Source organism: Paenibacillus sp. USDA918EY (genome assembly GCF_009870825.1).
In the GTDB taxonomy this organism is placed as follows: Bacteria; Bacillota; Bacilli; order Paenibacillales; family Paenibacillaceae; genus Paenibacillus_AQ; species Paenibacillus_AQ albilobatus.
The window spans coordinates 1-564 of sequence record NZ_WTWY01000061.1 but is presented as its reverse complement, the minus strand read 5'-3'; the positions used below and the strand labels follow the sequence as shown (position 1 = coordinate 564).

The window sequence follows — 564 nt, the reverse complement described above, 5'->3', positions numbered from 1 at the left end:
CTCTTTTTCTTTAAGTAACTCCTTCATCTCTGCATGCAAAACGCTCCACCTGTCCTCCGGCGATGCCTTCCCATCCGTAAATGCTTCGTATGAAAATCCATGGGGAACCCGGCTACTCGTTGGTCTGCCGATCGGCCTTTCGTCTGCAAGGGTCATCGATCAAAAAGCAGCTATTGCAGAGGCACTACGGGTAAGTCCGGATCGAATCGAAATGAGGTACGATGAAGGGCTGATCATCGACATTATTAAGAAGGAAATGCCCAAAAAGGTCCCATACCGGGAAGGATCCGGATATAAAGTGTTCATCGGCGTGAACAATCGGGGCGAGGGGCGGCATTATGACTTCGACGGCTCTTTCCCGCACTTATTGATCGGGGGCATTTCTGGCGGCGGTAAGTCGGTTATGCTCCGGGCGATTTTGACGCAGCTTGTTTCTGACCCCGCTCCTGACCTTTTCTTATGCGATTTGAAGGGCGGTGTCGAGTTAGGGATATATAGAGAGCTTGAATGCGTCAAAAGCCTTGCAATCACCCTTCAACAATGCAGAGACGCGGCTGCAGCAGC

General features: G+C 51.2%; 1 protein-coding gene. It reads left to right on the top strand.

The window, feature by feature from the left end; genetic code table 11:
* Positions 1-564: FtsK/SpoIIIE domain-containing protein (locus GQY55_RS30815; protein ID WP_268895092.1), on the top strand; the 564-nt coding region annotated here is incomplete at both ends.